Annotated in this window: 1 protein-coding gene; it reads left to right on the plus strand. The window is 46.6% G+C overall.

The features are described from left to right. On the plus strand, nucleotides 1-756 hold a 756-nt coding region (locus tag R7Z77_RS25230), incomplete at both ends, for an AAA family ATPase (RefSeq protein WP_318137029.1).

Here is a 756-nt window from a genome sequence, read left to right on the forward strand (position 1 = left end):
ATCGACGTTGTAGAACCATCTCTGGACGATACAACCAAGATCCTGATGGGCTTGAAACCAAAGTACGAAGCTCACCACGAAGTGCGTTACACCAACAAAGCACTGCGTGCAGCCGTAGAGCTGTCTGCGAAGTACATCAACGAACGTCATCTACCTGACAAAGCGATTGACGTTATTGATGAAGCCGGTGCTCGTAGTCGATTAGCTCCAGCAAGTCGTCGTAAGAAGACGGTTGGCGTGGCTGATATTGAAGCCATGGTTGCAAAAATGGCTCGAATTCCAGAGAAGTCGGTGTCTTCATCTGACAAAGACATCTTGAAGAATCTTGATGGCAAAATGAAGATGCTAGTCTTTGGTCAAGACAACGCTATTGATGCACTTTCGGAGGCTATCAAACTGTCTCGTGCTGGTTTGGGTGTAGATAACAAGCCTGTGGGTTCGTTCTTGTTTGCAGGGCCTACTGGTGTGGGTAAAACCGAAGTAACTGTTCAGCTATCGAAACTGCTTGGTATTGAACTGCTTCGTTTTGATATGTCTGAGTATGGTGAGCGTCACTCTGTGAGCCGCTTAATTGGTGCTCCTCCAGGTTATGTTGGTTATGATCAAGGTGGCTTGTTAACCGATGCCGTTATTAAGCATCCTCATTCCGTTGTTTTGTTGGATGAGATTGAGAAAGCGCACCCAGATATCTTTAATTTGTTACTGCAAGTGATGGATAACGGTACGCTGACGGACAACAATGGTCGCAAGGCCGAC

This window comes from Vibrio sp. 1401, from assembly GCF_033340295.1.